Here is a 21,528-nt window from a genome sequence, read left to right as displayed (position 1 = left end):
GCGCCGCCATGACCGTTACTATCGATTACAAATCGCCCCGAACCTGGATCACCCTGGTGGTCTTCATCGTCGTCGTGATCGGCGTAGGCGGTCTGATCGGTAGTCAGTCCACACCTGGCGCCTGGTATGAGAGCCTCAACAAGCCCCCCTTCAATCCACCCAACTGGATATTTGGGCCGGTATGGTCGACCCTCTACCTGATGATTGCAGTGGCTGGTTGGCGCATCTGGATGCTGGCGCCAGCTAGCACCGCCATGAAGCTGTGGTTTGCCCAGATGATCTTCAACTGGATCTGGTCGCCAGTCTGGTTTATCGGCGAGATGCTGTGGCCCGCCTTTGCCATTATCACGGTCATTCTGGCATTGATCGTCGCCTTTATCCTCGTCGCCCGCCAGCGTGATACAGTCGCTGCATGGCTCTTCGTCCCCTATGCAGTCTGGGTTGGTTTCGCCTCGATCTTGAACCTCTCCATCGCCATCTTCAACTGAGGGTGGCCGCAGCGGGAATTTTGCGCTCGCAAGCCAGTCCTGCAACGTGCCATCTTGCACAATTCGCGCAGCACGGCTAAGGGCTCGCCATGCAAAGCCCAGACACTATTGACCACCCGCAATCGATCCTGATCGTCGACTACGGATCACAAGTCACTCAACTGATCGCGCGCCGTATTCGCGAGACGGGTGTCTATTGCGAAATTCACCCATTCCAGAGCGCTGGCGCCGCCATGGCGGCCATGCAGCCAAAGGGTGTTGTGCTGTCGGGTGGTCCGGCCTCAACGCTGGATGAAAACGCCCCCACCATCGACCAGTCGATCCTTGATGCTGGCGTTCCCATTCTGGGCATTTGCTACGGCCAGCAGGCGCTTTGCCAGGCGCTGGGCGGCAAGGTCGAAGCAGGTCACCACCGCGAATTTGGTCGTGCCGAAGTCAAGGTCGAGAAGACCTCCGCACTTACGAACGGTGTTTGGGATCTGGGCACAGAACATCAGGTCTGGATGAGCCATGGCGATCGTGTCGTAGCACTGCCAGAAGGCTTTGAAGTCGTTGGCACCTCGCCCAACGCGCCTTTTGCCATGATCGCCAATGAAGCGCGCCGTATCTGGGCTGTGCAGTTCCACCCTGAAGTGGTGCACACGCCCGACGGCGCCAAGCTTTACGCCAATTTCGTCCACCAGATCTGCGGCGTTGCCTCAACCTGGACCATGGCGGCCTACCGCGCCAAGATGATCGAGAAGATCCGCGAACAGGTCGGCTCCGGCAAGGTCATTTGCGGCCTGTCGGGCGGCGTCGACTCATCGGTTGCTGCCGTGTTGATCCACGAGGCCATCGGCGATCAGCTCACCTGTATCTACGTCGACCACGGTCTGATGCGCCTCAATGAGAGCGAACAGGTCGTCACCATGTTCCGCGACGAGTACAACATCCCGCTCGTCCACGTCGACGTATCCAAAGCCTTCCTGCGCGAGCTCGACGGCGTCTCTGATCCCGAAACCAAGCGCAAGATCATTGGCCGCCTGTTCATCGAAACCTTCGAGGAAGAAGCCAAGAAGCTGGGGGGCGCCGAATTCCTCGCTCAGGGCACGCTCTATCCCGACGTTATCGAATCCGTTTCTTTCACCGGCGGTCCCTCGGTCACCATCAAGAGCCACCACAATGTTGGCGGTCTGCCCGAGCGCATGAACATGCAGCTCGTCGAGCCGCTGCGCGAGCTGTTCAAGGACGAGGTGCGCATCCTGGGCCGCGAACTCGGGCTGCCCGAGAGCTTTATCGGCCGCCATCCCTTCCCGGGACCGGGGCTGGCCATTCGCTGCCCCGGCGGCATTACCCCGGAAAAGCTCGACATTTTGCGTCAGGCTGACGCCATCTACCTCGATGAGATCCGCAAGTCTGGCCAGTACGACAAGATCTGGCAGGCCTTTGCCGTTTTGCTGCCTGTCCAGACCGTCGGCGTCATGGGTGATGGCCGTACCTATGAATTCGTCTGTGCTTTGCGCGCTGTTACTTCCGTCGATGGCATGACCGCTGATTTCTATCAGTTCGACATGAACTTCCTCGGCAAGACTGCCACCCGCATCATCAACGAAGTCCGCGGGATCAACCGCGTCGTCTACGACGTGACTAGCAAGCCGCCGGGCACCATTGAGTGGGAATAATCCCGGGCGCGTTTGCTGGGGCTAGAAACGCACCAGAAACAGCAGAAATGGCCGGGCCGGGCGCATTTGCATTCGCCCGGCAGCGTGCTAAACGTGCGCTCCAATTCGAACACGACCATTAGGCAGATCATGGCCGAAGACAATATTTTCCGTGAAGTTGACGAGGAGCTGCGCAGCGATCGCATGCGCGCACTCTGGCGTCGTTTTGCGCCCTATGTGATCGGTGCTGCTATTGGCGTCGTGGCCATCGTTGCCGTCAATGAAGGCTGGACCTGGTACCATTCCAACAATGCTGCCCAGGCCTCCGATGAGCTCTACACGGCCTTCGAATTTGTCGATGGCGGCGATCTTGAAGCGGCCCGCATCCAGCTCGACACGCTGATTGCCGATGGTAGCGGTGGCTATCCGACCCTTGCCGAATTCCGCAAGGCCGGCGTGCTGGCCAAGGAAGGCAAGATCGACGAAGCCATCAATACCTATGATGCGCTCGCCAATGCGCAGTCCAACCCGCGCCTGCGCGAGCTGGCCCTGGTGCTCGGCGGCACGCTGATGGTCGATAACGGTACCCTGGCAGACGTCGAAAGCCGCGCAGGTAGTGTTGCGAACGATGCCAGCCCGCTGCGCAATGCTGCGCGCGAAACCCTTGGCCTCGCCCAGTATAAGGCCGGTGATTTCGCCGCCGCTCAGGCCAGCTTCGAAGCTGTTCTGAACGACGAGATGACCCAGACCTCGACACGCAACCGCATGGGCTATTATCTGGCTCAGCTGCTGGCTGAAGGCGCTATTGCGCCGACCTCGACTGCTGATGCAGCCGCCGATGCCATTGATGCCATCGTCAGTGGCGATGCTCCTGCTGACGCTCAAACGACGCCTGAAACTCCGGCAACCGATGAATCGGCCGCCACCACCGAGACCGCTCCAGTCGCGCAATAGCGGCTGCTGTCTCCGCCTGATCGGAACGCAATAAATGACCGTCACCGTCGCCATTGTCGGTCGTCCCAACGTTGGTAAGTCCACGCTCTTCAACCGTCTGGTTGGTCGCAAGATCGCCCTGGTTGATGACACGCCCGGCGTAACCCGTGATCGCCGTGAGGCCGAAGGCCGCATCGCTGATCTGACTTTCCGCATCCTTGATACCGCCGGCTATGAGGACGTCACGGACGGCAGCCTCGAAGACCGCATGCGTCAGCAGACCGAGCTGGCGATCCGCGAAGCCGACGTCATCCTGTTCATGATCGATGCCCGTGCCGGCGTTATGCCGCTCGACCAGCGCTTTGCGCAGGTTCTGCGCAAGGCCGGCAAGCACGTGCATCTGGTCGGCAACAAGGCCGAAAGCGGTGCTGCCGAAGCCGGTCTGGTCGAAGCCTTCAAACTGGGTTTTGGCGAGGCGATTTCCCTGTCCGCAGAACACGGCCTGGGCCTGTCCGAACTCTATTCCATTGTCTCGGCTGCCATCGACAAGGCGGCTGCAGAACGTGGTGCCGCCGAGCAGGCCATCATTGATCTCATGCCCGAGGTTGATGTCGACATCACCGAGGACATGCTTGAGGGCGAGGGGATGAAGCCACGCTGCGCTGGAATCCCAAGCGCTACCTCAACGTCGCCATCGTTGGTCGACCCAATGCCGGCAAGTCCACCCTGATCAACCGCATGGTTGGCGAAGATCGCGTGCTCGTCGGTCCCGAAGCTGGCATCACGCGCGACTCCATCCTGGTGCCATGGGAGTGGGAAGGCCGCGTTATCAACCTTGTCGATACCGCCGGTATTCGCCGCCGTGCCCGCGTGACCGAAAAGCTGGAGAAGCTCGCGGTTGGCGACAGCCTGCGATCCATTCAGTATGCCGAAGTCGTCGTGCTCATGCTCGACGCGACCATTCCGTTCGAAAAGCAGGATCTGGCGCTGGCCGATCTGGTCGAGCGCGAAGGTCGCGCTCTGGTGATCGCCGTCAACAAGTGGGATCTGGTCGAAGACAAGAATGCGGCGCTGGCCCATCTGCGCGAAGCTTGCGAGCGCCTGCTGCCCCAACTGCGCGGCGTGCCATTGGTGACCCTGTCGGGCCTGACCGGCAAGAACATCGACAAGCTGATGGATGCGATCTTTGCCATCGAGCGCACCTGGAACACCCATGTCTCGACCGCCCGGCTCAATCGCTGGCTGCAGGGTATGGTTGATGGACATCCGCCTCCGGCCGTGTCGGGCCGCCGCCTCAAGCTGCGCTACATGACCCAGGCCAAGACCCGGCCACCCAGCTTCATCCTGTTTGCATCCCGGCCCGATGTGCTGCCGACCTCCTACCAGCGTTATCTGGTCAATGGCCTGCGCGAAGCCTTCAATATCAAGGGCAGTCCGATCCGTTTGTGGGTCCGTGCGGGCAGCGAAAACCCCTACAACGACAAGACCAAGCGCCGTCTGGGCTAATTGACTGGAATATGTCGCGGATTGACCGCGACATATTCTCTGAGGCCATGGCGTCGAGCCCGACTTTGCCCCTATATTGCGCGCGTTGAAGCGACCCGATGCTGAGTGCGGGGCGCATGATTTGAAATTACCTTGTTCGCAGAATTATTGATCGTCGTCGTTCTGATCATCATCAATGGCCTCTTGGCCATGTCGGAACTGGCTGTCGTCTCCGCTCGACCCGCCCGCCTGCGCACCATGGCCGATCTCGGCAATGGCGGCGCCGCCACTGCCATTGAACTGGCCGAGGATCCGGGCAAATTCCTCTCATCGGTACAGATCGGTATCACCCTAGTAGGCATCCTCTCGGGTGCCTTCTCCGGGGCGACGCTGGGTCTGCGCCTTACCGACTGGCTCAAATCCGTCGGCATGGCCGGCAGTCTGGCTGACATCCTCGGTGTTGGTGTTGTGGTTGTCGGTATCACCTACATTTCGCTGATCCTGGGTGAATTGGTGCCCAAGCAGATCGCGTTGCGCGATGCAGAAGGCGTGGCGGCCCGCGTGGCGCCAGCCATGAAGCTGATCGCCAAGATCGGCTCGCCGATTGTCTGGGTGCTCGACATTTCAGGTCGCGCCGTGCTTGCCCTGCTGGGGCAGGCGGGCGACTCCGAAGAGACCGTGACCGAAGAAGAGGTCAAGACCATCATCGCCGAGGCGACAACTGCCGGTGTGATCGAGACCGATGAACACTCCATGATCTCGGGCGTGATGCGACTGGCCGACCGCTCGGCACGTGGCCTGATGACGCCGCGTCTGGACGTCGATGTGCTCGATCTGTCCGACGAGAGCGAAGAAATCCGGCGCACCATTCTCGACACGCATCGTTCGCGCCTGCTGGTGCAGGACGGTGACGGCGATTCCATCATCGGCGTGGTGGCGATCAAGGACATAATCGGCGTCTTCGCCAATGGACTGCCGCTCGAGCTGCGCAAGTTCGTCCAACCTGTCCCTGTGGTCATGGATCACGCTGACGCGCTCGATGTGGTCCGTGCCATTCGCAATTCGACCGTGCACATGGCGCTGGTGGTGGACGAATATGGCCACTTCGAAGGTATCGTCACATCTGCCGATATTCTTGAGGTTATCACTGGCGTCTTTCAGGAAGAGACCGGCGATGACCCCGCCGTGGTCAAACGTGAAGACGGATCCTGGCTGGTTGCAGGCTGGATGCCGGTCGATGAGTTCGGCGACAAGCTCAAGATTTCCATCCCGCGCGATGCCAAGTTTGAGACCGTGGCTGGCTATGTGCTCTCGATCATCAACCGCCTGCCGGCCGTTGGTGAGACGTTCGAGCATGATGGGTTCAAGTTTGAAGTGGTCGATCTGGATGGTCGCCGCATCGACAAGATCCTGATGACCAAACTGCCGGACTAGTCGGCTAGAGCCATGCCCATCCAGACCGTTCCGCCAACGGTCTGGAGCGGCGCAAAGCCGCTGTGTTGCCAGAACGCGATGCCGCCGCTATTGGCGGCATTGGCCCCCAGATGGATGCCCCGCACATTGGCGGCGCGTGCATCGGCCACCCAGGCCTCCAGCAGAGCCGTACCAACACCCTGGCCGCGCAGGCGACTGCGCAGGTTCATGTGAATATGGGCGGGGTAGTTCGCGACGATCGCCGCCGGGGTAACGCCGGGGTGCTTGATTGCCGCGATACGCTCTCTGTCGGCCTCGGTGAAGCCCGTTGATGCGTCAGCGTAGCGTTGGCGCAGTGCTGGCCACCAATCGCGCTCCTGGCGCGCTGCAAAGCCGTCACTGTCCAGCGTGCCGACGATATAGCCAGCAACGCCCAACGCGTCCTCAGCCAGGAGCACGCGCTCCGGCTCCAGCGCCCCATAGGGCGCTGCATAGATATGACCGACAAGCTCAGGATCGCTGTGCAGTGCGCTTGCGTCCGCACCCGACGCGCCGGTGGTCAGGCAGATATCATAGAGCGCCGGTAGGTCGTTCGGCCGAAAGCCGCGCAGCGTCACCATGGGCTGGCCTAAAGGTCGCTCAGCGTATCGTCAGCCGCGTTGAACAGCTTGCCATTGTCCTTGTAGGCGGGGCTGATCATGTCCACCAGCTTGGGCGCAATATCAGCCGGTGTCGGCAGCGTGTTGGGATCCTCGCCGGGCATTGCCTTGGCCCGCATCGCGGTGCGGATCTGGCCTGGATAGAAGATGTTGGCCTTGACCTTGGTCTGGGCGATTTCGCCTGAATATGATTTCACCATGGCATCCACCGCGGCCTTGCTGGCGGCATAGAGCCCCCAGAATGGCCGTGCGGACTTGGCCGCGCCCGAGGACACGAAGACAGCGCGGCCCGCTTCGGCCTGACGCAGCAACAGGTCGGTGGAGCGCAGCAGGCGATAGTTCGCGGTCACATTGACAGCGATCACCTTGTCAAAGTCTTCAGGCTTCACATGGGGCAGGGGACTGAGAACACCAAGCTGACCAGCATTGGCGATCAAACCATCCAGCGCACCCCAGCGCTCGAAGATAGCAGCGCCCAGACGATCAATGGCGTCGCCATCGCGCAGGTCGAGCGGCACCAGCGTCGCTGACGACCCCAAATCCTGGATCTCGTCATCCAGTTCTTCGAGCCCGCCAACTGTGCGGGCGACGGCGACCACGTGGGCGCCCCGTCGGGCCGCCTCCAGCGCGGCCGCATAGCCAATCCCGCGCGACGCACCTGTTACGAGTACGACCTTGCCGGCCAGATCCTGATCCACAGCCATCAACCGGCCTCTTTCAGCAGAGAAACTTTTTTCGGCTCATTCTTATCGCGGCCGGTCAGATCGGTCAGCTGCGTCGGATAATCGCCAGTGAAATAGTGATCGGTAAATTGCGGCGCCTGATCATTGCGCTTCTCGCCGCCAACAGCCTCATAGAGGCCATCAATCGACAGGAACTCAAGCGAGTCCGCGCCGATGAACTTACACATCGATTCCAGCGTTTCGTGCTGGTTAGCCAGCAGCATTTCGGGATCTGGCGTATCGATGCCGTAATAGTCCGAATGATAGATCATCGGGCTCGCCACACGGATATGAACCTCGGTGGCGCCAGCATCGCGGATCATCTGCACGATCTTGAGCGAAGTCGTGCCACGCACGATCGAGTCGTCAATCAGCACGACGCGCTTGCCGGCAATTTCGGCGCGGTTGGCGGAATGCTTGAGCTTGACGCCAAACGCCCGGATCGACTGTGTTGGCTCGATAAAGGTGCGGCCCACATAGTGATTGCGGATAATCCCCAGCTCGAACGGGATGCCGCTGGCTTGTGCATAGCCAATGGCCGCCGGTGTGCCGCCATCGGGCACAGGCACCACCACATCGGCGTCGACCGGGGCTTCCTTTGCCAGGTTCATGCCCATGCGCTTGCGGGCGCCATAAACACTGCGACCGGACACGACCGAATCCGGCCGTGCGAAATACACATATTCAAACAGACAGGGACGTTCTGGTGTGGGCCGGGCGGGCTTGCGCGCCTCAATGCTGATCGATCCGTCTGGCTGCGTCTCGCAGATCACCACTTCGCCGTTTTCGACGTCGCGAATATACTTGGCGCCGATCATGTCGAGCGCACATGTTTCCGAACAGAAGATCGGTTTGCCATCCAGCTCGCCCATGACCAAGGGGCGAATGCCGATCGGGTCGCGTGCCGCGATCAGCTTGGTGCGCGTCATCGCCAGCATGGCGTAGCCGCCTTCCATCTGGCGGATCGCGTCGATGAAGCGGTCTGTTGTTGAACTATGACGCGACCGTGCCACCAGATGCAGCACCACCTCGGTATCCGATGTCGACTGGCAGATGGCGCCGGTCGCGATGATCTGGCGTCGCAGGGTCAGGCCATTGGTGAAATTGCCATTATGGGCAATCGCAATGCCGCCGTCGCCCAGCTCTGCGAACAGCGGCTGCACATTGCGCAACGCGACTTCGCCGGTTGTCGAGTAGCGGGTATGGCCCATGGCCATCGTGCCGGGTAGCTTGGCCAGCAGGGCCGGGTCGGTATAGTGGTCGCCGACCAGCCCCATCCGCTTTTCGGCATAGAACTGGCGGCCATCAAAACTGACGATACCGGCTGCTTCCTGACCGCGATGCTGCAGCGCATGCAGCCCCAGAGCAGTCAGCGTGGACGCGTCGCTGTGTCCCAAAATGCCAAACACGCCACACTCTTCGTGCAGCGTGTCGCCATCGAGATCAAAACGGTCATCGTTCGGATGGTTCAACGGGCTCTCCATGCCAATGCTGCCTCAACCGCGGACGTCGCGGGGCCGCGCTATGCGACCGAACCAGAGCGGGAAATCTATCCCCTGACTCTAGCTCATTTTTGATGTCCCGACCATTGCCCTGCAAGGTGGTCAGGGTTGTGGCGAGCGCTGTGCCCTCGCCAAAGCGTGATCGGATCAGGCGCCTGGTGCCGGTTGCACCGAACCGTCTTCGGTTGCGTCTGTACCGTCTTCAACTGGCGCAATCGGACCGCCGGAGGTTTCGTCGGTCAGGCCCGTACCGCCCTTGAGGATCTGGGTCACCTGCGCCTCAAGTTCTTCTGGCAGCATGGAGATCAGTGTATTGCCCATGGTCTGAAGCTGCGGCAGCGTCTGCGAGTTTGCAGCCCAAGGCGGCAGATTGTTGGGAAGGAGCCATGTACCGAAAATGGTGATGACAATCGCGATCAGTATGCCGCGCAACACGCCAAACACAAACCCCAGTGTACGGTCGATCGGGCCCACGCGGCTATCGACCACAAAATCGGCGATGCGCATGGTCAACAGATGCAACACGATCAGGGCGACGATGAAGGTCACAACCACCGTGGCGATATCGGCCACAAGTGGCTCGGCAATGTAGCCACGGGCGATTTCGGGGTGATACTGCCACATATAGATGGCGATGGCGGCAGAGCCGGCCCATGTCGCCAGCGAAAGCACTTCGCGGGTCAGGCCCCGCGCTGTGGCCAGAATTGCTGAAATCAGCACCAGCACACCCACACCAACGTCGAACGCTGTCAGCATCTTTGTTCGCTAAGCTCCTATAGCCGCCCCGGCTGTATTGGGCCTCGTTTAGCGGCTTTGCACGCCGCTGCCAAGGGTTGGCCACGCCTTCGCACAGTATCTGCGCACAAAGCCCGAAGGTGTCACGCCCTTACCACTCATCGCGGTCAGGTTCGCGTGGCTTGCCATTGGCAGCAATACGCCCCACCAGCTCTTGCAGTGTGCTGTATTCAGATACCTCCAGCCCGCTATTGCGGTCCGCGCTCGCCAGGCGCCCCGTTGACACCGATTTGAACCCCAGCTTCTGGGCTTCGCGCAACCGCAGCGAGCCATGCACCACCGGCCTGACGCCGCCAGCAAGCGAAATTTCGCCGAAATAGACCGAGTCCGAGGGAAGGGGAGAACTGGTCAGCGAGGAGATCAGCGCCGCAGCCACTGCCAGATCGGCGGCTGGCTCGTTGATCTTTAGCCCACCAGCGACGTTGAGATAGATGTCATTGGCGCCGATCCGCACGCCGCACCGCGTTTCGAGCACTGCCACCACCATCGACAGGCGGGAGGAATCCCAACCGACAACGGCGCGGCGTGGTGTGCCCAGTGGTGATGGCGCCACCAGTGCCTGGATCTCAATGAGAATCGGACGCGTGCCCTCCATACCCGCGAACACCGCCGAACCTGCCGCGCCTTCATCGCGTTGATCGAGAAACAGGGCTGAGGGATTGGCCACCTGCTCAAGGCCCAGTTCGGTCATGGCAAACACGCCGATTTCGTCCGTCGCGCCATAGCGGTTCTTGACGCCGCGCAGAATTCGGAAGGTGTGACTGGTGTCACCTTCAAAATACAGGACGGCATCAACCATATGCTCGACGACGCGAGGCCCGGCGATCTGCCCGTCCTTTGTGACATGGCCTACCAGCACCACTGCAGCGCCGCTTTTTTGGCGAAGCGCGTCAGTGCCTGCGCCGACGTGCGCACCTGCGTGACGGTTCCCGGTGCGCTGTCGACGCGGTCGGTCCACAGGGTCTGGATCGAATCGATAATCACCAGATCGGGGGCAGGGCCGCTCTCCAGTGTGGCCAGAATGATTTCGACATTGGTTTCAGCCGCCAGCAGTACCGGCGCTTCGCCCAGGCCAAGCCGCTGCGCGCGCAGCCGTACCTGCGCCACCGCTTCTTCCCCCGACACATAGACAACCCGCTTGCCCTGATTGGCCAGTGCCGCAGCCGACTGCAGCAACAGTGTCGACTTGCCGATGCCCGGATCACCACCCACCAGCAGTGCCGATCCCATAACAAAGCCGCCGCCTGTCACGCGATCCAGCTCCGCCATGCCGGTGACAACGCGTGCGGCGCTTTCGGTTTCACCCGAGAGTGGCACCAGATTGGTCGGCCGACCGCCTGCCTTGGCCGACTTGGGGCCCGCACCGACGCCGGAATCGGTCATCTCCTCGACAATGGTGTTCCATTCGCCGCAGGCGTCGCAGCGCCCCTGCCAGCGTGTCGTAACAGCGCCGCATGACTGGCAGACAAATGACGAGCGGGACTTGGCCAAGACGAACCTTTCGCGAAACGATGGGCAGGGTGATTGGGCTGCCCCCTCAAAGTGCTCGCGATACTAGTCGATCAGCGTGGAGACGCAAGAACAAACAGCGAACCTATGCCGGCGGGAGATTGCCGTCGCCAACATAGTTGCGGTTATACCGGCCCTTCAGTGAGGTCAGCACTTCGTACCCGATCGTGCCGGCGGCATCACCCTGGTCATCAACGCTTATATTGGCGCCAAGGACTTCAGCGCCTTCGCCTGGCTTGGGAATGTCTGGACCCAGTTCGGTGATGTCGACCACCACCTGATCCATCGAAACCCGGCCGATCACCGGACACAGCTTGCCGCGGATTGCCACCTTGCCGCCCGGTCGCGAATTGGTCGCCGACAAGGAACGGAAAAAGCCATCGGCGTAGCCATGGCTGATGATTGCCAGCCGACTGTCGCGTGACAGCGAGTAGGCAGCGCCATAGCCCACCGTTTCGCCGGTACGGGCTTCCTTGACCTGCAGGATCGGCACATGCAGCGTCACCACTGCGGCCATCGGGTTCTTCCGGCCTACCAGCGCCCGGCCGCCGTAAAGCGAAATACCGGGGCGCACCATCTGGAAATGGTAGTCGCGGCCGCTCATCAGACCGGCCGAGTTCGCCAGTGAGGCGGGAATGCCCTGAAACTGCGTCATCACCGAGCCAAACAGCGCCAACTGGGTGCGGTTCTTTTCATGATTGGGCTGATCGGCACAGGCCAGATGGCTCATCAGCATTTGTGGCGCATAACCCAGCGCCTCGATGCGTTCACGCACGAAGCCAGCTTCGTTCAGCCGGAAGCCGAGCCGGTTGATACCGGTATCGAAGTGAAAGGCTGAAGGGTAGGCCTCGTTGCGTTCAAGGCACTTGGCCAGCCACTCTTCGAGCATTTCGACCGAACAGAGCACCGGCATCAGGTTCTGGCGAATGTAGAGATTGGCTGCGCCGGGATAGAGCCCGTTCATCACAAAGATATGGGCCTCAGGAACGGCGGCGCGTACCGCCATGCCTTCATCAGGCGTGGCAACAAAGAAGAACCGCGCGCCAGCGGCATGCAGAGCCTTGCTGGCCACGGTAATACCGGTGCCATAGGCGTCTGCCTTGACCACCGCACCGGTCAGCGCACCCGCACTGACCTTGTCCAGTGCGCGCCAATTGCGGGCCAGGGCCCCGAGATCGATACTGAGTTGCCCGCCAAGGCCAGACGTCAACGCCATTACTATTCCATACGCTCGGGCAGGTAGTCGGCACGGGCCAGATTGCCAAAGCGCGTATACTGCGCCTCGAAGCTGAGCTGCACCGTGCCCGTAGGACCGTGGCGCTGCTTGGCAATGATGACTTCTGCCTTACCGTGCACCTGTTCCATTTCCCCCTGCCAGGTCATGTGCTCTGGCGTACCTTCTTTGGGTTCTTTGTTCTTGAGGTAATACTCCTCGCGATAAACGAACAGCACCACGTCGGCGTCCTGCTCGATAGAACCCGATTCGCGCAGATCCGCCAGTTGCGGATGCTTGTCATCGCGCGATTCTACCTGTCGAGACAGCTGGGACAATGCGATAATGGGGACTTCGAGTTCCTTGGCAAGCGCCTTGAGCGTGGTGGTGATTTCGGTCAGTTCCTGCACGCGGTTCTGGCTTGATGCCTTGCTCGAGCCGCTCAGCAGCTGCAAATAGTCGACGATCAGGAAGTCGAGGCCCTTCTGGCGCTTCAGGCGACGTGCGCGGGCCGCCAATTGCGCCACGCTGATACCGCCAGTGTCGTCGATATAGAGCGGTATCTTGCTCATCATATTGCTGACATCCACCAGCTTGGAAAACTGGCTGTCATGAATGCGCCCGCGACGAATATCGGAAGACGAAATCTCCGCCTGCTCGGCCAGAATACGCGTTGCGAGCTGTTCTGAACTCATCTCCAGGCTGAAGAAACCAACGATGCCGCCGCTGATGGTCTTGTTATGTCCGTCCGGCGTCACCTCGGCCTTCCAGGACTTGGCGATGTTGAACGCAATATTGGTCGCCAGCGAGGTCTTGCCCATGGCGGGACGGCCGGCCAGCACGATCAAGTCGGAACGCTGCAAGCCGCCCATCTGGCGGTCCAGATCATCGAGTAGCGTGGCGACGCCCGACAGGCCGCCATCGCGCTGATAGGCTTCGCCAGCCATCTGGATCGAGGCACTCAGCGCGCTTGAAAAGCTCAGGAAGCCGCCGTCGTAACGGCCTTTTTCAGCCAGCTGGAACAGCTCGCCCTCGACCTTTTCGATCTGTTTGTTAGGTGTCAGCTCCACGTCTGACTCATAGGCGACCGAGACCATCTCCTCGCCAACCAGAATCAGGTTCCGGCGGATCGCCAGATCGTAAATCGCCTGGCCATAATCGGCAGCATTGAGCACGGTTGTAGCTTCGGCAGCCAGCCGAGCCAGATACTGTGCCATCGTGACGTCAGGCAGCAGCTGATCTGGCAAATGCGTCTTGATGGTGGTGGGGTCGGCCGATTTGCCGGCGCGGATGATCTTGCCGGCTAGCTCGTAAATATCGCGGTGGATCGGCTCGTAGAAGTGAATCGGCTCGAGAAAGTCCGAGACCCGGTAAAACGCGTCATTGTTCAGCAGAATTGCGCCCAGCAGCGCCTGCTCGGCTTCCACATTGTGAGGCGCCAGGCGAAATGACTTGTCTTCGGTCGGATGAAGCCTTGCGATCTCTGCCATGAGTCCCTCGAGTTAAACGTCAGCCTTTCTTAACCACGCAGCGCGGGCCAGAGTCTCGGCCTACCAACGGAGTTCTTACCGCTGTCTAAAACGGCGCTGTGAACACTGTGGACAACGGGGATTGTGACAGCCAGCGCTTGCATGCGGCCAAGCATGTAGAATGCGCCGAGTCGCGGCACGACCCAAACAAAAAGGCCGGGCGATGAGCCCGGCCTTTTCAATTCACTAGGAAGCGTAAGGCCTAGGCTTCGTCGTCGAAGCGGTCGTCCTGCTTGGCATCCTTCTGGCCGGCAGCGAAATCGCCATCGACGTCGTCTTCATAGACGGTCACGGTGACGTCTTCACCCGATGCCTGACGCTCAGCTTCGTCTTCGGAGCGGGCAACGTTGACTGTGATGGTCACGGCAACTTCAGCATGCAGGTTCAGGGCCACGGTGTGCAGGCCAACCGACTTGATCGGGTCGAGCAGGTCAACCTGGCTGCGCTGCACGGTGAAGCCGGCTTCAGCCAGCGCCTCAACGATATCGCGCGAAGCAACCGAACCGTACAGCTGACCGGTTTCGCCAGCCTGGCGGATCATGGTCACGGTGCTGCCGTTCAAGCCTTCGGCAATGCCCGAAGCGGCATTGCGGCGCTCTTCATTGCGCTTTTCGATATTGGCGCGTTCGGCCTCGAACTTCTTGCGGTTGGCTTCGGTGGCGCGCAGCGCCTTGCCCTGTGGCAGCAGGAAGTTACGGGCAAAGCCGTCCTTCACAGTGACTTCGTCGCCGATCGAACCCGTACGGGCGATGCGCTCGAGAAGAATGACTTTCATGTGGGAATTCCTTTTGGCTGTCCCGTCTCTTGGACGGTTAGGAGCCCCGGACCATTCCGGATGCCCCAGCGGTGTGCCTGTTGGCACAGATAGGCGGGTAGGCGAGTGGTCGGGCTGACCGAAGCCAGCCCAGCCCGAGTTTACTGAACGGCGTAAGGCATGATGCCGATGAAGCGGGCACGCTTGATGGCGCGAGCCAGTTCACGCTGCTTCAGTGCCGAAACGGCGGTGATGCGGCTTGGGACGATCTTGCCGCGCTCGGAAACGTAACGCGAGAGCAGACGGACGTCCTTGTAGTCGATCTTTGGCGCGCCTTCACCCGAGAATGGGCAGGTCTTGCGACGACGCTGGAAAGGACGACGGGCCTGGGCGGTCGTGAGATCTTTGATTGCCATAGCTATGGGGTCCTTTTCTTAGAAACGGCGCGGGCGGCGTTCGCCGCTGAAGCCACCACGGTCACCGCCACGATCGGGACGGCTGTCGTCACGGTCACGCTTTGCCATCATGGCAGACGGGCCTTCTTCATGCTCGTCCACGCGGACGGTCATGAAACGCAGGATGTCTTCATTGATGCGCATCTGGCGTTCCATTTCAGCGACCGCCGCTGGCGATGCATCGATGTTCAGCAGCGTGTAGTGCGCCTTGCGGTTCTTGCGAATGCGATAGGAGAGACCCTTCAGGCCCCAATATTCATTCTTGGTGACCTTGCCGCCGCCATTGGACAGGATATCGGTCAGTGCAGTGGTCAGTTCTTCGACCTGCTGCTGGGAAACGTCCTGGCGTGCCAGGTAGATATGCTCGTAAAGGGCCATGAATGCGCCTTCCTTCGTGGTTCAAACACTGCATTTCACTTAGCGCGGAGCCTCCTTGAAGCCGGGAAGGGCGTCAAAGCAGTCTTGCAAAGAGCGGGAACACGGGAGGCCGGATTTTTCGTCCTATTTGCAATAAGCAAACCCTCCGTTCAGCCCCCGGCCAAACGAATTGCTGGCGCGTCTATAAGCGACAGGTCGGGCAAAGGCAAGCGTGCTCGCGGCTTCAGCCCACGACACCTGGGCCTCCCAGCGGGGGAGGGCTGGGCGGCATCCCGTTCAGAACCGGTCGACGTCCTCTGCAAAATTGCCTCTTGTTGCACTCCTTTGGGCTCGAGCCTGTCGCCAGCCCGCAAAAAACGCCTCGGCGAATCCCGGTTCAACAAACTCGGTGCTGCCCTCCGGAAGCCCCAGGATGCGATCGGCGATAACCCCTTGAGTGAGCCAGCGACGCTGAAATGCCGCTGCCGCTGCTTTGAACGCCTCTTCGGAGTCCGCGCCCACCAGCCCAGCGACGGCTTCATGCGTGGTCGAGCTGATCCCGAGCAAGACTTCAGCAATGGCCAGTGGATCCCCCGGCAAGAAACTCCCGTCATCCATGCCCTGTTGCAGGATCGTTGCCATAATCGGGTTCATGACGCGGCTCACCCGGGTAAAGACATGATGATGCAGCGCCAGATTCTGGGGATGGAACAGCGCTTCGAACAAGGCGAGTGTTTCCGGTGCCTGTTCTGCCTTGAGACGCTGATTGAGCCTGAGAAATTGCTGCAGCCGCTCGAAGCCATTCAGCGTGTCGTCTGTCAGTATGGGGCGGATATTGACCGCAGCCTCTTCTGCCATCTGTTCCGCCAGTGCCTCCAGTACCGCCCCCTTGGAGGGGAAGTAGTAGTAGAACGCGCCCTTTGAGACCCCGGCGCGCGCAATAATTTCATCTACGCTGGTCGCGTCGTAACCTCGCTCAAAGAACAGCGAACGGGCAGCGCCGACGAGTTCCGCGCGGCGAACTTCGGGGTGTTTTACGGTGCGGGCCATGATCTATCCGAATGAATACTGACTGCCGGTCGGTTTATAGACTGACCGTCAGTCTGTAAATGATGTCGTGCGCCCACATGCTATGCGGGTGGCGCACAGCACCACCGGTACACCGGCGTGCGCGCCGGACGAGCGCTGTTCACAGCGGAATTTGCGCTCTTGGCGTCAAGAGGGGCCGTTGCCTTGACTCCGACACACCCGCGGGGCAAATGCGCCGGCAACTGGACAGTGCCTCTCTAGCCTGTCTAACTGATCCCCTGGAGGACTCTCATGACCAAGCGCGCATTCACTTTTCCGGGGCAGGGCAGCCAGGCTGTCGGCATGGGCAAGGAACTGGCGGCGGCCTATCCCGAGGCCCGCGCCGTGTTTGAAGAGGTTGACGAGGCGCTCGGCCAGAACCTGTCGGCGATTATGTTCGAGGGGCCTGACGACACGCTGCGTCTGACCGAAAATGCCCAGCCTGCGCTGATGGCGGTCAGCCTCGCCGTTGTGCGCGTGCTTGAGGCCAAGGGCATTTCTCTTGCCGATCACGCCGCCTTCGTTGCTGGGCATTCCCTGGGTGAATATTCGGCCCTTTGCGCCGCCGGGACTTTCTCGGTGTCGGACGCGGCGCGCCTGCTCAAGACCCGCGGTCAGGCCATGCAGAAAGCAGTCCCCGTGGGCCACGGCGCCATGGCTGCGTTGCTCGGATTGGATTTGGAAACGGCCCGTGCTGTGGCTGCGGAGGCCGCCGGTGACGAGGTTTGCGATGTGGCAAATGACAATGCCCCCGGCCAGGTTGTCATTTCGGGCGCAACGGCTGCGGTCGAACGGGCACTGGAAATTGCCAAGGCTAAGGGCGCCAAGCGCGCTCTGCTTTTGCCTGTCAGCGCCCCGTTCCATTGCTCTCTTATGCAGCCTGCCGCTGAGGCCATGGCCGCAGCGCTTGCAGAGGTAACCGTCAATGCACCGGTTGTGCCACTCGTCGCCAACGTTCTTGCGACGCCTATTTCCGATCCTGACGAAATTCGCCAGCGCCTCGTCGAACAGGTCACGGGCGTGGTTCGCTGGACAGAAAGCGTCGCATGGCTGACCGGCGAGGGCGGGGTGACCCATCTGGCTGAACTGGGCACCGGCAAGGTTCTAACCGGCCTGGCCAAGCGCATTAATGGCGATGCCGTCGCTACCGCGGTCGGGACGCCGGCCGATATCGACGCCTTCGTCGCTGAGCTTTCTGCCTGATCGCATTCCAGCCCCGTTGGCTTGAATCACTTTCTCCACAGGAGACAACTAAATGTTTGATTTAACTGGTAAACGCGCGCTTGTGACGGGTGCAAGTGGCGGTATTGGTCGCGAGATCGCCAAGGCCCTTGCAGACGCCGGCGCCGTCGTTGCACTCAGTGGCACTCGCGTTGGTGCCCTTGAAGATACCGCGGCCGCAATCGGCAAGGACAGCCCCATCCTGCCCTGTAACCTCTCCAGGCTCGATGAGGTCGACAGGCTGGTCCCGGCCGCAGAGCAGGCCATGGGTGGCCTCGATATTCTGGTCAACAATGCCGGCATGACCCGCGATAATCTCTTCATGCGTATGAAGGACGAAGAGTGGGACGAAGTTATCGCGGTCAATCTGACCGCCGCTTTCCATCTCAATCGCTCCGCCCTGCGCGGAATGATGAAACAGCGTTTTGGTCGCATTATCGGCATTTCTTCGGTCGTGGGCGTCATGGGTAATCCGGGGCAGGGCAATTACGCCGCCTCCAAGGCCGGCCTGATTGGCATGAACAAGGCGCTGGCGCACGAAGTCGCGTCGCGCAACATCACCGTCAATTCGATCGCGCCCGGCTTCATCGCTTCGGCCATGACCGATGAGCTCAATGACAAGCAGCGCGAGTCGATCCTGTCGACGATTCCTGCCCACCGGTTGGGCACTGCACAGGAAGTTGCTGGTTGCGCAGTTTTCCTTGCCAGCGATGCCGCAGCATATGTCACGGGCCATACGCTTAACGTCAATGGCGGCATGGCGATGGTCTGATAACGGTTCAAGCCGTTGAAAACCGGGGCATTGGCTTATGGCGCGCCGCGGTCAAGTGTGCTAATCGGCCCCGATTGCACTGCTGGCCATCGCCTTGCGGGCGCTCCAATGGGCGCCTACATTGACGTTGAGTTAGCCAACAGAGCGCTTGAAGATTTGGCAATGCGCCAATAAGAAACGAAACGAAACCTCGATTTCGAAAAGGGAAGTCAAACTATGAGCGATGTCGCTGATCGGGTCCGCAAGATCGTTGTGGAACACCTCAATGTGGATGCCGAGAAGGTTGTCGAAAAGGCCAGCTTTATCGACGATCTGGGTGCCGACTCCCTCGACCAGGTCGAGCTGGTGATGGCCTTTGAAGAAGAATTCTCGGTTGAGATTCCTGACGACGCAGCCGAAGGCATTCAGACCTTTGGCGACGCCGTCTCGTTTCTCACCAAGGCAGTCGGCTAATTACCGATTGAGATAGTTGACCATGGAACTTCGTCGCGTTGTTGTCTCCGGGCTTGGCCTTGTTACGCCACTCGGTTGCGGGGTTGAGGCCACTTGGGCCAATATTCTTGCTGGCAAGAGCGGTGCTAAACGCATCGACGACTTCCAGGTTGACGATATCGCCTGTCAGATTGCTCATCGCTTGCCGCTCGGCGACTACGCCGACGGCAAGTACAATCCAGATGAGTGGATGGACGTCAAAGAGCAGCGCAAGGTTGACCCTTTCATCGTTTATGCGATGGCGGCGGCGACCCAGGCTATTCAGGATGCCGGCGTCGAACCCAAGACCCAGGAAGATCAGGAACGCACAGGCGTTCTGATCGGTTCGGGCATTGGCGGTGTCGGCGGCATCTACGACGCTTCGGTTACCCTGCACGAAAAGGGTCCGCGTCGTATCAGCCCCTTCTTTATCCCCGGTCGCTTGATCAACCTGGCTTCAGGCCATGTGTCGATCCGGTTCGGGCTCAAGGGTCCCAATCATTCAGTTGTAACGGCTTGCTCCACGGGCGCCCATGCCATTGGTGACGCCGCCCGTCTGATCGCCCTGGGTGACGCTGACGTCATGGTCGCAGGTGGTGCTGAAAGCTGCGTCAATCGCCTGGCTCTGGCCGGCTTCGCCGCCTGCCGTGCCCTGTCCACCGGCTTTAACGACAACCCCGAAGCGGCTTCACGCCCCTATGACAAGGACCGCGACGGTTTTGTCATGGGTGAGGGCGCCGGCATCGTGGTGCTGGAAGATTACGAGCGGGCCAAGGCCCGTGGCGCCAAGATTTATGGCGAAATTATCGGCTATGGCCTCTCCGGCGATGCCTATCACATTACCGCACCATCCGAAGATGGTGATGGCGGCTTCCGCTGCATGCAGGCCGCCATCAAGCGTGCAGGCATTGCACCGTCCGAGATTGACTACATCAACGCGCATGGTACCTCGACCCCACTGGGCGACGAAATCGAACTGGGTTCGGTCACTCGCATGCTGGGCGATGCCGCTCAGAGCGTGGCCATGAGCTCGACAAAATCGGCTATTGGCCACTTGCTGGGCGCTGCCGGTTCGGCCGAGGCTATTTTTTCGCTGCTGGCCATGCGCGATAATATCGCGCCACCTACGCTGAACCTCGACAATCCATCGGTTGATACCGTGATCAATCTTGTGCCCAAAAAGGCATTCAAGAAAGAGATCAACGTGGCGCTTTCCAACAGCTTCGGCTTTGGCGGCACCAACGCAACGCTGGTCATGCGCAAGGTCCACTGACTTTTCCACGGCTGTCAGAGGCACTTGGCGCTGTGGCGCAGCGTGCCTCTTGTCTTTGCGCTCTGGCTTGCGAACAATGCCGCAGCCGTCGTCATGACCGGCTGCTGTTTTACCGACAAGATTCGGCGCTATGTGAAGCGACCGGGCACCAAGATTGAGCCGCAAAATGAATGATCGCAAAGTTCGGCGCCAGCGCCGCCGTTCGCGCAACGGTTTCGTTGATATCCTCAACGGTCTGCTGACCCTGCTGGTTATCGGCCTGCTTGTGGCTGGTGGGGCGGTTCTTTATGGCGCGTCGCAGTTCTATGGCGATGGTCCGCTGACAGAAGAAGCCACTTTCCGCGTTGAGGCTGGCTCCGGCCTGAGCTCGATTTCCACCCGACTTGAAGAGCAGGGGCTCATCTCCAACCGCTACATCTTTCAGGCTGGTGGGCGCACACTGGAGCGGGTTTCCATCATCCAGCAGGGTGATTTCCGCATCCCCGCCGGTGCCAGCATGGCCGACATCCTCAGGGAAATCACCGAAGGCAACCCGATTCGCTATGCGGTGACCATTCCTGAGGGCTGGACCTCCTGGGAGGTCGTGCAGCGCATCAATGCCAATGAGAATCTGATTGGCGAAATCAGCACCATACCTGCTGAAGGCTCCGTGCTGCCCGCCAGCTACGATTACGTCCCCGGCGATACCCGCCAGTCCGTGCTGGATAAGATGCAGACGGCCATGACTGACGCACTGGCCGAGGTCTGGGCTGACCGCCAGGCCGACCTGCCAATTGAGACACCCGAAGAACTGCTGATACTCGCGTCGATTGTTGAACGCGAGACCGGTGTGGCCTCGGAACGTCCACAGGTCGCGGCCGTTTTCGTCAATCGCCTGCGCGACGGTATGCGCCTGCAGTCAGACCCGACCATCATCTATGGCATTACCAAGGGTCAGGCGACGCTGGGCCGCGGCCTACGCCGCTCCGAGATCGAAGCCAAGACAGATTACAACACCTATCAAATCGACGGTCTGCCCCCCACACCTATTGCCAATCCGGGCATTGAAGCGCTGCGCGCGGTCGCCAATCCCGATAGCCACGACTATCTCTACTTCGTGGCCAAGGGCGCTTTGCCCAGCGAGGGACACGTTTTCGCCGAGACCTATGCTGAGCATCGCAAGAACGTTGCGCAATATCGCAAGATTGCCGATGAGGCAGAGGCTGCCCGCAAGGCTCTCGAAGACGCTGAGGCTGGTCAGGCTGCTGACGCCCCGGCCGCTCAGTGAGC

At 60.5% G+C, this 21,528-nt stretch carries 20 protein-coding genes and 2 pseudogenes; 11 read left to right on the top strand and 11 right to left on the bottom strand.

Annotated features, from left to right (window positions below; genetic code table 11):
- The first annotated feature begins 8 nt into the window (after positions 1-8).
- The 5 genes and pseudogenes from AC0L37_RS11540 to AC0L37_RS11520 all read left to right on the top strand — a co-directional run bounded on the left by AC0L37_RS11540 (position 9) and on the right by AC0L37_RS11520 (position 5,980).
- Positions 9-488, top strand: a complete 480-nt coding sequence (locus tag AC0L37_RS11540) for a TspO/MBR family protein (protein WP_282221075.1) — start codon at positions 9-11, stop codon at positions 486-488.
- Positions 489-577: 89 nt separating this feature from the next.
- Positions 578-2,149 (top strand): glutamine-hydrolyzing GMP synthase, encoded by a 1,572-nt coding sequence (guaA, locus tag AC0L37_RS11535; protein WP_282221076.1) that lies wholly within the window; start codon positions 578-580, stop codon positions 2,147-2,149.
- Positions 2,150-2,278: 129 nt separating this feature from the next.
- Positions 2,279-3,082 carry a tetratricopeptide repeat protein gene (locus AC0L37_RS11530; protein WP_282221077.1) on the top strand — a complete coding sequence of 268 codons (804 nt, stop codon included), beginning with the start codon at positions 2,279-2,281 and terminating at the stop codon, positions 3,080-3,082.
- Between the two features lie 34 nt (positions 3,083-3,116).
- Positions 3,117-4,567, top strand: a pseudogene (der, locus tag AC0L37_RS11525) (ribosome biogenesis GTPase Der).
- Positions 4,568-4,714: 147 nt separating this feature from the next.
- Positions 4,715-5,980 (top strand): hemolysin family protein, encoded by a 1,266-nt coding sequence (locus tag AC0L37_RS11520; RefSeq protein ID WP_212658454.1) that lies wholly within the window; start codon positions 4,715-4,717, stop codon positions 5,978-5,980.
- Here the strand turns inward: AC0L37_RS11520 and AC0L37_RS11515 are convergent.
- The 11 genes and pseudogenes from AC0L37_RS11515 to AC0L37_RS11465 form a co-directional block, all read right to left on the bottom strand.
- On the bottom strand, positions 5,977-6,579 hold the full coding sequence (locus tag AC0L37_RS11515; RefSeq protein ID WP_282221078.1) for a GNAT family N-acetyltransferase: 603 nt from the start codon (positions 6,577-6,579) through the stop codon (positions 5,977-5,979). The genes AC0L37_RS11520 and AC0L37_RS11515 overlap by 4 nt on opposite strands.
- Positions 6,580-6,587: 8 nt before the next feature.
- Entirely contained in the window at positions 6,588-7,322 is a 735-nt protein-coding gene (locus AC0L37_RS11510; protein ID WP_212658452.1) for an SDR family NAD(P)-dependent oxidoreductase, read from the bottom strand.
- Positions 7,322-8,824 (bottom strand): amidophosphoribosyltransferase, encoded by a 1,503-nt coding sequence (purF, locus tag AC0L37_RS11505; RefSeq protein ID WP_212658451.1) that lies wholly within the window; start codon positions 8,822-8,824, stop codon positions 7,322-7,324. Before purF ends, AC0L37_RS11510 begins: the two co-directional genes overlap by 1 nt.
- Before the next feature lie 165 nt (positions 8,825-8,989).
- Positions 8,990-9,598, bottom strand: a complete 609-nt coding sequence (locus tag AC0L37_RS11500; protein WP_212658450.1) for a CvpA family protein — start codon at positions 9,596-9,598, stop codon at positions 8,990-8,992.
- A 130-nt stretch (positions 9,599-9,728) separates the two neighbouring features.
- Positions 9,729-11,128 (bottom strand): annotated as a pseudogene (gene radA, locus AC0L37_RS11495) (DNA repair protein RadA).
- 103 nt (positions 11,129-11,231) lie between these two features.
- Complete coding sequence (alr, locus tag AC0L37_RS11490; protein ID WP_282221079.1) at positions 11,232-12,362, bottom strand: alanine racemase; 1,131 nt, start codon at positions 12,360-12,362, stop codon at positions 11,232-11,234.
- Between the two features lie 2 nt (positions 12,363-12,364).
- Positions 12,365-13,849, bottom strand: a complete 1,485-nt coding sequence (locus AC0L37_RS11485; protein ID WP_212658447.1) for a replicative DNA helicase — start codon at positions 13,847-13,849, stop codon at positions 12,365-12,367.
- A gap of 241 nt (positions 13,850-14,090) precedes the next feature.
- Positions 14,091-14,663, bottom strand: a complete 573-nt coding sequence (rplI, locus tag AC0L37_RS11480; RefSeq protein WP_212658446.1) for a 50S ribosomal protein L9 — start codon at positions 14,661-14,663, stop codon at positions 14,091-14,093.
- Between the two features lie 140 nt (positions 14,664-14,803).
- Positions 14,804-15,058 carry a 30S ribosomal protein S18 gene (rpsR, locus tag AC0L37_RS11475; RefSeq protein WP_035100429.1) on the bottom strand — a complete coding sequence of 85 codons (255 nt, stop codon included), beginning with the start codon at positions 15,056-15,058 and terminating at the stop codon, positions 14,804-14,806.
- Positions 15,059-15,076: 18 nt separating this feature from the next.
- Entirely contained in the window at positions 15,077-15,475 is a 399-nt protein-coding gene (gene rpsF, locus AC0L37_RS11470) for a 30S ribosomal protein S6 (RefSeq protein WP_212658445.1), read from the bottom strand.
- Between the two features lie 276 nt (positions 15,476-15,751).
- Positions 15,752-16,504 carry a TetR/AcrR family transcriptional regulator gene (locus tag AC0L37_RS11465; protein ID WP_212658444.1) on the bottom strand — a complete coding sequence of 251 codons (753 nt, stop codon included), beginning with the start codon at positions 16,502-16,504 and terminating at the stop codon, positions 15,752-15,754.
- Positions 16,505-16,774: 270 nt separating this feature from the next.
- On the opposite strand from AC0L37_RS11465, the gene fabD reads away from it, so the two are divergent.
- The 6 genes from fabD to mltG all read left to right on the top strand — a co-directional run bounded on the left by fabD (position 16,775) and on the right by mltG (position 21,526).
- Entirely contained in the window at positions 16,775-17,725 is a 951-nt protein-coding gene (gene fabD, locus AC0L37_RS11460) for an ACP S-malonyltransferase (RefSeq protein WP_212658443.1), read from the top strand.
- Between the two features lie 52 nt (positions 17,726-17,777).
- Positions 17,778-18,515: a 3-oxoacyl-[acyl-carrier-protein] reductase gene (fabG, locus tag AC0L37_RS11455; protein WP_282221080.1), complete on the top strand. Its 738-nt coding sequence runs from the start codon at positions 17,778-17,780 to the stop codon at positions 18,513-18,515.
- A gap of 216 nt (positions 18,516-18,731) precedes the next feature.
- The gene (locus tag AC0L37_RS11450) at positions 18,732-18,968 is read left to right on the top strand and encodes an acyl carrier protein (RefSeq protein WP_046138081.1); all 237 of its coding nucleotides are present in this window, start codon (positions 18,732-18,734) and stop codon (positions 18,966-18,968) included.
- 22 nt (positions 18,969-18,990) lie between these two features.
- Positions 18,991-20,259, top strand: coding sequence for a beta-ketoacyl-ACP synthase II (gene fabF / locus AC0L37_RS11445; protein WP_282221081.1), 1,269 nt, complete (start codon positions 18,991-18,993; stop codon positions 20,257-20,259).
- 24 nt (positions 20,260-20,283) lie between these two features.
- The gene (locus AC0L37_RS11440) at positions 20,284-20,433 is read left to right on the top strand and encodes a hypothetical protein (RefSeq protein WP_269369564.1); all 150 of its coding nucleotides are present in this window, start codon (positions 20,284-20,286) and stop codon (positions 20,431-20,433) included.
- On the top strand, positions 20,426-21,526 hold the full coding sequence (mltG, locus tag AC0L37_RS11435) for an endolytic transglycosylase MltG (RefSeq protein WP_282221082.1): 1,101 nt from the start codon (positions 20,426-20,428) through the stop codon (positions 21,524-21,526). Before AC0L37_RS11440 ends, mltG begins: the two co-directional genes overlap by 8 nt.
- Positions 21,527-21,528 lie beyond the last annotated feature (2 nt).

Source organism: Devosia sp. J2-20 (genome assembly GCF_055808475.1).
The sequence above is the reverse complement of the archived record's forward strand: the minus strand, read 5'-3'. Positions and strand labels throughout refer to the sequence as shown.

What these genes read in the sequence shown, in the direction of transcription:
- fabF (WP_282221081.1), top strand. Translation starts at nt 18,991, where the DNA reads ATGGAACTTCGTCGCGTTGTTGTCTCCGGGCTTGGCCTTGTTACGCCA.
- AC0L37_RS11500 (WP_212658450.1), bottom strand. Translation starts at nt 9,598, where the DNA reads ATGCTGACAGCGTTCGACGTTGGTGTGGGTGTGCTGGTGCTGATTTCA.
- AC0L37_RS11515 (WP_282221078.1), bottom strand. Translation starts at nt 6,579, where the DNA reads ATGGTGACGCTGCGCGGCTTTCGGCCGAACGACCTACCGGCGCTCTAT.
- rplI (WP_212658446.1), bottom strand. Translation starts at nt 14,663, where the DNA reads ATGAAAGTCATTCTTCTCGAGCGCATCGCCCGTACGGGTTCGATCGGC.
- alr (WP_282221079.1), bottom strand. Translation starts at nt 12,362, where the DNA reads ATGGCGTTGACGTCTGGCCTTGGCGGGCAACTCAGTATCGATCTCGGG.
- AC0L37_RS11540 (WP_282221075.1), top strand. Translation starts at nt 9, where the DNA reads ATGACCGTTACTATCGATTACAAATCGCCCCGAACCTGGATCACCCTG.
- mltG (WP_282221082.1), top strand. Translation starts at nt 20,426, where the DNA reads ATGAATGATCGCAAAGTTCGGCGCCAGCGCCGCCGTTCGCGCAACGGT.
- purF (WP_212658451.1), bottom strand. Translation starts at nt 8,824, where the DNA reads ATGGAGAGCCCGTTGAACCATCCGAACGATGACCGTTTTGATCTCGAT.
- AC0L37_RS11530 (WP_282221077.1), top strand. Translation starts at nt 2,279, where the DNA reads ATGGCCGAAGACAATATTTTCCGTGAAGTTGACGAGGAGCTGCGCAGC.
- rpsR (WP_035100429.1), bottom strand. Translation starts at nt 15,058, where the DNA reads ATGGCAATCAAAGATCTCACGACCGCCCAGGCCCGTCGTCCTTTCCAG.
- rpsF (WP_212658445.1), bottom strand. Translation starts at nt 15,475, where the DNA reads ATGGCCCTTTACGAGCATATCTACCTGGCACGCCAGGACGTTTCCCAG.
- AC0L37_RS11485 (WP_212658447.1), bottom strand. Translation starts at nt 13,849, where the DNA reads ATGGCAGAGATCGCAAGGCTTCATCCGACCGAAGACAAGTCATTTCGC.
- AC0L37_RS11510 (WP_212658452.1), bottom strand. Translation starts at nt 7,322, where the DNA reads ATGGCTGTGGATCAGGATCTGGCCGGCAAGGTCGTACTCGTAACAGGT.
- fabG (WP_282221080.1), top strand. Translation starts at nt 17,778, where the DNA reads ATGTTTGATTTAACTGGTAAACGCGCGCTTGTGACGGGTGCAAGTGGC.
- fabD (WP_212658443.1), top strand. Translation starts at nt 16,775, where the DNA reads ATGACCAAGCGCGCATTCACTTTTCCGGGGCAGGGCAGCCAGGCTGTC.
- guaA (WP_282221076.1), top strand. Translation starts at nt 578, where the DNA reads ATGCAAAGCCCAGACACTATTGACCACCCGCAATCGATCCTGATCGTC.
- AC0L37_RS11465 (WP_212658444.1), bottom strand. Translation starts at nt 16,504, where the DNA reads ATGGCCCGCACCGTAAAACACCCCGAAGTTCGCCGCGCGGAACTCGTC.
- AC0L37_RS11450 (WP_046138081.1), top strand. Translation starts at nt 18,732, where the DNA reads ATGAGCGATGTCGCTGATCGGGTCCGCAAGATCGTTGTGGAACACCTC.